The sequence below is a fragment of the Marilutibacter maris genome (genome assembly GCF_006546735.2).
Classification (GTDB): Bacteria; Pseudomonadota; Gammaproteobacteria; order Xanthomonadales; family Xanthomonadaceae; genus Marilutibacter; species Marilutibacter maris.
In genome coordinates this window covers 1-7,307 of the sequence record NZ_VICD02000187.1, presented here as the reverse complement: position 1 = coordinate 7,307, position 7,307 = coordinate 1, and the positions used below count along the sequence as shown (strand labels likewise).

Genomic DNA, 7,307 nt, shown 5'->3' with positions numbered 1-7,307 from the left:
CGCTGGAGCGGGGACCTCGGCTGGCAGCGGGTGCAGGCCGCGCCCGGCGCGATCGACCCGCGCCTGGTCCGCGCCCTCGGCCAGGCCCACGCACTGTTCGCGGTGAGCCGTCCGGACGGCGGCCGACTCGCGACCCTGAACACGATCACCGGCGCCTGGACGATGCTGCCGCAGGTACTGGAATCGGACACCCTCGGATGGGCGCCGTGGGCGGATGGCGCGGCCTGGCTCGATCGCGACGGCCTGCACCTGGCCGAACCGGTCGAGCGCCAGCCCTTGCTGAAGTGGCAGGACTGGGTGGTGCTGTCGGTGTACCTGGTGCTGGTGCTCGGGGTCGGGCTGTACTTCTACCTGCGGGAGAAGAGCGCCTCGGCCGCGGACTTCTTCGTCGGCGGCCGTTCGATCCCGTTCTGGGCCGCCGGCATCAGCCTGTACGCCACCAACGTCAGTTCGATCAGCTTCATCGCGATCCCGGCCAAGTCGTTCGAGAGCAACTGGCAGTACCTGACCAACAACCTGATCGGCGTGCTCGGACTGATGTTCGTCGCGGTCTGGGTGGTGCCGCTGTTGCGCCGGCTCGACCTGATGTCGGTGTTCTCCTACCTGGAGACCCGCTTCCATCCGGCGATCCGCATGCTCGCCAGCGCGCTGTGCATCGTCATGCAGGTCGGCAGCCGGATGAGCGTGATCCTGTTCCTGCCGTCGCTGGCGATCGCCACGATCACCGGCATGGATGTGGCCTGGAGCATCCTGATCATGGGGGTGTTCACCATCGTCTACACCGCGCTGGGCGGCATGCGCGCGGTGATCTGGACCGACTTCGTGCAGGTGCTGGTGATGTTCGGCGGCGCGCTGTTCGCGATCGGCTTCATCTTCTGGCACCTCGACGGCGGGGTGTCCGAGTTCGCCCGCATCGCCATGGCCGAGCACAAGACCAGCGTGTTCGATTTCAGCTTCGACCTGACCCGGGCGACGGTCTGGGGCTTCCTGTTCCTGGTGGTGTTCGACGTCGTGCTGACCTTCCCCAAGGACCAGGTGCTGATGCAGCGGGTGCTGTCGACCCCGTCCGCGCGCGCGGCCGGGCGCTCGGTCTGGACCTTCGCCGCGATCACCATTCCCGGCGGCATCCTGTTCTACGGCATCGGCACCGCGCTGTACGTGTACTACCAGGCCCATCCGGAGCGGATGGACCCGTGGCTGCCGATCGACTCCACCTTCCCGCTGTTCATCGCCGCCGAACTGCCGACCGGGGTGACCGGCCTGATCATCGCCGGCATCTTCGCCGCGGCGATGTCGACCCTGTCGTCGATCATCAACTCGGTCTCGACCCTGCTGTCGGTCGACTTCTACCAACGCCTCTCCAGGCACCCCAGCGAACGCGGCAGCGTGCGCCTGGCGGAATGGACCACGGTCCTGGTCGGCGCGGTCGGCATGGGCCTGGCCTGGCTGCTGGCCAGCTACGACGTGCAGTCGCTGTTCGACGTCTCGATCGAACTGGCCGGACTGCTCGGCGGCGGCTTCGCCGGCGCCTATACCCTGGGCATGTTCACCACCCGCGCCAACTGGCAGGGCGTGGCGATCGGCATCGCCTCGGCGCTGGTGGTGACCTTCGGCGCCTGGTCGATGGACCTGGTCCATCCGTATTTCTACCTGGCGATCTCGATCATGACCTGCATCGTGGTCGGCTACCTCGCCAGCCTGCTGTTCCCGCCGCCGGCGCAATCGCTGGCCGGACTGACCATACACACCGGCCGCGGCGACGGCGCGCCCGCGCCACTCGCGCAAGCGGCTCGGGCGAAGTAGCCTGTGCGCTGCAGCGGAGGGCGCAGGTGGATACACAGTTCCTCAGATCCTTCATCGCCATCGCCGACCACGGCTCGATGGCCGCCGCCGCGCGCACGCTGAACCTGACGCCGGCGGCGGTGGCGCAGCAGATCCGTACCCTGGAGCGCGAGTTCGGGGTGTCTTTGATCGCCCGCGCCGGACGCACCGTGGGCCTGACCGAACAGGGCTCGCGGATCCTGGAGCGCGCCCGGGCGATGCTGCGCGACGTCGCCGACATGCGCAGCGTCGCCAACGACAGCGACGCTTCCGGCGACCTGCAACTGGGCGCCTGCCCCACGGTGCTGGTCGGACTGGTGCCGGACGTGCTGGCGCGGATGGTCAGCCGCTTTCCGCAATCGAACGTGTTCATCCGCCCCGGCTACTCCGCCGACCTGTACCGTGCGGTCGAGAGCGGCGAACTGGACGCCGCGCTGGTGCTGGAGGCGCCGTTCCCGCTGCCCAAGACCTGCGGCTGGGAAGTACTCCGCGAGGAGCCGCTGGTGGTGCTCGCGCACGCGTCGCTGGCCGGGCGCGATCCGCACGAGCTGCTCGCCGAGCAACCGCTGATCCGCTACGACCGCAACCAGTGGGGCGGTCGCCAGGCCGACGAGTACCTGCATCGCCACGACATCGTCCCTCGCGAACGGGTCGAGCTCAATGCGCTCAACGCGATCGCGGCGATGGTCGACCGCCGCCTGGGCGTGTCGCTGGTGCCGGACTGGATGCGGCCGTGGCCGGAAGGCCTCGACCTGGTCCGGATCCCGCTGCCGGAGCCGAGCGAGCCGCGCCGGATCGGTCTGATCTGGTCGCGCGCGTCGGTGCGGATGCGACTGGTCGGCGCGCTGCGCGAGGAAGCCCACGAGGTCGCGCGGGCGATCGACTGACACAGCCGACCGATGTCGTCGATGTTGCGTCGCAACAAACAGTTTCGACGCTCTAACCTCAGGAATTCTTTCTTCTGAACATAAGCGGCCGGTGTACTTCCGGCCCTGCCGAGTTCCTACCCTGCCTGAGCGGTGCATGTCCATGCACCAGGTCCGGCGCCACGCGCGCACGTGCACCCATCATCATGCGCATCGAAGGTGCGCCGTACCGGGGAGGAGTTCCATGTTGTCGAAGCCGTTGACCGTCGCCATCGCCAGCGTCCTGCTGGCCACCACCGGCGCCGCACAGGCCCAGCAGGTCGAGCAGGAAAGCGACGAATCGTCCGAACCCGACGCCACCACCCTCGACCAGGTCGTGGTCACCGGCGTGCGCACGCCCAAGGCGATCGACAGGATTCCCGGTGCGATCACCCTGGTTTCGCAGGCCGAGATCCAGAACACCCTGGAGCTGACCGAGGACGCGACCGCGGTGCTGACCCGCACCGTGCCCGGCTATTCGGAATCCTCGCAGGCGATGAGCAATTCCGGCGAAACCCTGCGCGGCCGCGTCGCGCTGCGCCTGTTCGACGGCATCCCGCAGGGCTCGCCGCTGCGCGAGGGCAGCCGCAACGGCACCTTCACCGACATGGGCGTGATCGGCCGGATCGAAGTCATCAACGGCCCGTCCGCCGCCGAAGGCATCGGCGGCGCCGGCGGCGTGATCAACTACCTGTCGAAGGTGCCGACCACTCCGGGCCACGAGACCACCCTGACCACCCGCTACTCGACCCAGTTCGGCGACGACAGCTCGCAGTACAAGGTCGGCCTCAGCCACGCCTACAAGGGCGAGAACGCCGACTTCTTCGGCAGCGCCGCCTATATCGACCGCGGCATCAGCTACGACGGCGACGGTCGCCGCATCGGCATGAACACCAGCGGCTCGCTGGCCGACTCGCGGACCAAGAACCTGTTCCTCAAGGGCGGCTACAACTTCGGCGAATACGGCTACCAGCGCATCCAGGCCAGCTACAGCAACTTCCGCATCCGCGGCAAGGCCAACTACATCCAGGTCGAAGGCTGCCGCTACGACCCGGTCGACTGCCCCAAGCCGACCACCAACACCTCCGAACGCGGCTCGATCGCCGGCTCGCTGGCCGAGTTCAACGACTTCGAGCAGTTCGCCGTCAACTACAGCCACGGCAACTTCTTCGACGGCACCCTCACCGTCGACGCGTACTGGGCCGACCAGGCGATGCGCTACCTGCCCGAGAACGGCGCCGACCGCCAGCTGACCAAGCCGGCTCCGCCGGAGGATCAGCGCATCTACGACCAGTCCGAGATCACCTCGGAGAAGAAGGGCCTGCGCCTGGGCTACACCCGCGGCGACGCCTTCAACGTCGCCGGCCTGGAACTGCGCGTCGGCGTGGACCTGGTCAAGGACACCGCCGCCCAGCGCCTGGCGCTGACCGACCGTATCTGGGTACCGCCGATGGAGTACACCTCGGTCGCGCCCTACCTGCAGGCGAGCTGGGACATCGGCCCGGTCACCCTCAGCGCCGGCGTGCGCCGCGAGGACGACGAGTTGCACGTCGACAGCTACACCACCACCGCCTACCGCGACAGCGTGGCGGTCGACGGCGGCGGCCTGGAGTACACCGAGAACCTGATCAACTTCGGCGGCATCTGGCGGATCACCGACCAGTGGTCGGCGTTCGCTTCGTACTCGGAAGGCTTCGGCCTGGCCAACATCGGCATCCCGCTGCGCAACATCAACGCGTCCAGCAGCTGTCGCGACGTCGACTGCATCGCCGACCTCGACCCGCTGATCACCGAGAACAAGGAGATCGGCGTCAACTGGCGCGGCGAGCGCGCCCAGATCGGCGCCTCGGTCTATCGCTCCACCTCCGAGTTCGGTTCCAGCCTGTCGGTCGATCCGGCCACCGACGACTTCATCCTGACCCGCGCCCCGACCGAGATCGAGGGTTTCGAGTTCAGCAGCGCCTGGACCTTCAGCGAAGCCTGGAAGGGCACCCTGCTCTACTCGCGCATCCGCGGCAAGACCGAGTACTACCCCGGTTCCGGCCTCGAAAAGGAAATGGGCATCCTCGACCTGAGCCCGGACAAGGTCAGCGCTTCGCTGACCTGGACCCCGAACGACCGCTTCAACGCGACCCTGGGCGTGGTCAAGACCTTCGACCGCGACCTGCGCGAAACCCATGTCCGGGCGTCCGACGGCGCGACCTTCAGCAATGACGAGAACACCTATGGCTACGCGTTGTGGGGCCTCAGCGCCAACTACGACATGGGACGCTACGGCGAGATCGCGCTGGGTGTCGAGAACCTGTTCGACAAGCAGTACGTGCTGACCTGGTCGCAGCTGCCGGGCTGGCAGAACTACTGGGCCGGCCGCGGCAGGATGGTCTCGCTGACCCATACGATCAAGTTCTGAGCCGGCAGGCCGGCGGCATCCGCCGGCCCCGCGCAGCGGCCGCCAGGGAAGCGCAGAAGGAAACCATTGTTGAAGACATCGCACCGGCTGTTTTCGTACGCGATCCTGTCGTGCGCTCTGGCCGTCCCGGCGCTCGACACGTCCGCAGTGGCCGGCCCGGCACCCGTCGACGCGACGCATCGATCCGCCGCAACGCCGACGCAGCAGGCGACGGTCTGGTTGCGGGACACGGCGCTTGCCCCCGGCTATCCCGGCGCGCGCCTGCTGATCGCCACGCCCGAGCATGTGCTGGTCGACGTCAGTGCCGGTCACCGCGATCTGGCCCGGCATGAGCCGCTGCCGGCGGATGCGATCTACCGCATCTACTCGATGACCAAGCCGATCGTCTCCGCGGCGGTGCTGCGGCTGCTGGCCGAGGGCCACGGCGACTTCGACGATCCGGTCGGCGAACATCTGCCCGATCTGGCCGGGCTGTACCGGGTCGACGACGACGGCACCCATCGACCGGCGGTGCCGACGATCCGCCAGTTGCTGACCCATACCGCCGGCTTCGCGGTCGAGGGGCCGGCGCTGGCGCGACGCGAGGCCGCCCGGCTGGAGGACAGCGGCGACCTCGCCGACTACGTGCGGCGGCTCGCGGAGATCCCCCTCGACAGCGAACCCGGCACCGCTTTCCGCTACGACAGCGCCGCGCTCGACGTGCTCGGCCGCCTGGTCGAGGTCTGGAGCGGGCAGCCGTTGGAGCGCTATATGCGGGCCGAGTTCTTCGAGCCGCTGGGCATGCACGACACCGGCTTCTCGGTGCCGGTACGGCAACGCGATCGCGTGGTCGAACTGAGTACCACCGGCGATGACGGCCGCCTTGTCATCGCCGACGAGCCGCACGCACGTCATCCGGGCATCCGCCTGCGCCCCTACCCCAGTGCCGCCGGCGGGCTGTATTCGACCGCGGCCGACTACCTCGCCTTCGTGCGCATGCTGATGAATGGCGGCGAACATGCCGGCCATCGCTATCTGCCGCGCAACATGGTCGAGCGGATGTTCAGCGATCAACTTGCCCCGATGGGCCTGGCCGATCCGCATACCGACGCCACCGGCGGGCAGGGCTTCGGACTTGGCCTGGCGGTATTGCAGGACCCGGCCCTGCGCGGCCGTAGCGGCGGCCCCGGCCAGGTCGGCTGGTCGGGCGCGGCCAGCACCTATTTCGTGATCGACCCGCATCGCCGCATCGCCGGTATCCTGCTGTTGCAGCACCTGCCCCGGGACGTTCCCGCAGACCTGCCGCGACTGGCGCTGCCGTTCTACAACTTCGTGCAACAGGTCGCCGCTCCGTGAGTCCCCGCCAACGCATCCTCGTCGCCGGCTCGGCGAATCTCGACTTCGTCGTCCGCGCCGGGACCATTCCCTCCCCCGGCGAAACCGTGCTCGGGCGCGATTTCCAGACCTTTCCGGGCGGCAAGGGCGCCAACCAGGCGGTCGCCAGCGCGCGCGCCGGCGGCGCGGCCACCTCGATGCTGGTCGCGCTGGGCGAGGACGACTACGCCGAGCGCCTGGAAGCCTCGCTGCGCGCGGCCGGAGTCGAACTGACCATCCGCCGCCAGCGCGGGGTCCCGACCGGCAGCGCCTTCATCTGTGTGTCCGACGACGGCGAGAACGCGATCACCGTCGCCCCCGGCGCCAACGCCTGCCTGCTCGGCAGCGACCTGCCCGCGCTGGACGACATCGGCCTCCTGCTGCTGCAACTGGAGACCCCACTGCCGGCGATCGAAGCCTGGGCGCAGCGCGCACGCGCGGCCAGTGTGCGGGTCGCGCTCAATGCGGCCCCCGCGCAGGCACTGCCGCAACGCCTGCTGGCGCTGATCGACCTGCTGGTGGTCAACGAGAGCGAGCTGGCCGCATTGACCGGCATCGGCGACGACATCGGCGCGGCGCTGGCGCGGTTGCCGGTACCGATGGTGGTGGTGACCCTCGGCGCGCTGGGCTGCTGCGCGCGCATCGACGGTGTCCTGCATCCCTGCCCCGGTTTCGCGGTCGAAGCGGTCGACACCACCGCCGCCGGCGACACCTTCTGTGGCGTACTGGTCGCGGCGCTGGCAGGCGGCGCCGACCCGGAACCAGCGCTCGCCCGGGCCTGCGCCGCATCGGCCCTGGCCTGCACCGGCGACGGTGCC

Annotated in this window: 5 protein-coding genes; all 5 read left to right on the top strand. The window is 68.9% G+C overall.

The window, feature by feature from the left end:
* On the top strand, nucleotides 1–1,803 hold a 1,803-nt coding region (locus FKV24_RS11090), incomplete at its 5' end, for a sodium:solute symporter family protein (protein ID WP_141482429.1).
* A gap of 26 nt (nucleotides 1,804–1,829) precedes the next feature.
* Nucleotides 1,830–2,708: a LysR family transcriptional regulator gene (locus FKV24_RS11085; RefSeq protein WP_111265847.1), complete on the top strand. Its 879-nt coding sequence runs from the start codon at nucleotides 1,830–1,832 to the stop codon at nucleotides 2,706–2,708.
* A 226-nt stretch (nucleotides 2,709–2,934) separates the two neighbouring features.
* Complete coding sequence (locus FKV24_RS11080) at nucleotides 2,935–5,136, top strand: TonB-dependent receptor (protein ID WP_141482430.1); 2,202 nt, start codon at nucleotides 2,935–2,937, stop codon at nucleotides 5,134–5,136.
* Nucleotides 5,137–5,205: 69 nt separating this feature from the next.
* Nucleotides 5,206–6,471, top strand: a complete 1,266-nt coding sequence (locus FKV24_RS11075) for a serine hydrolase (protein ID WP_170288283.1) — start codon at nucleotides 5,206–5,208, stop codon at nucleotides 6,469–6,471.
* Nucleotides 6,468–7,307 (top strand): ribokinase (locus FKV24_RS11070; RefSeq protein ID WP_141482427.1); only part of this gene is annotated, 840 nt, incomplete at its 3' end. The genes FKV24_RS11075 and FKV24_RS11070, both read left to right, overlap by 4 nt.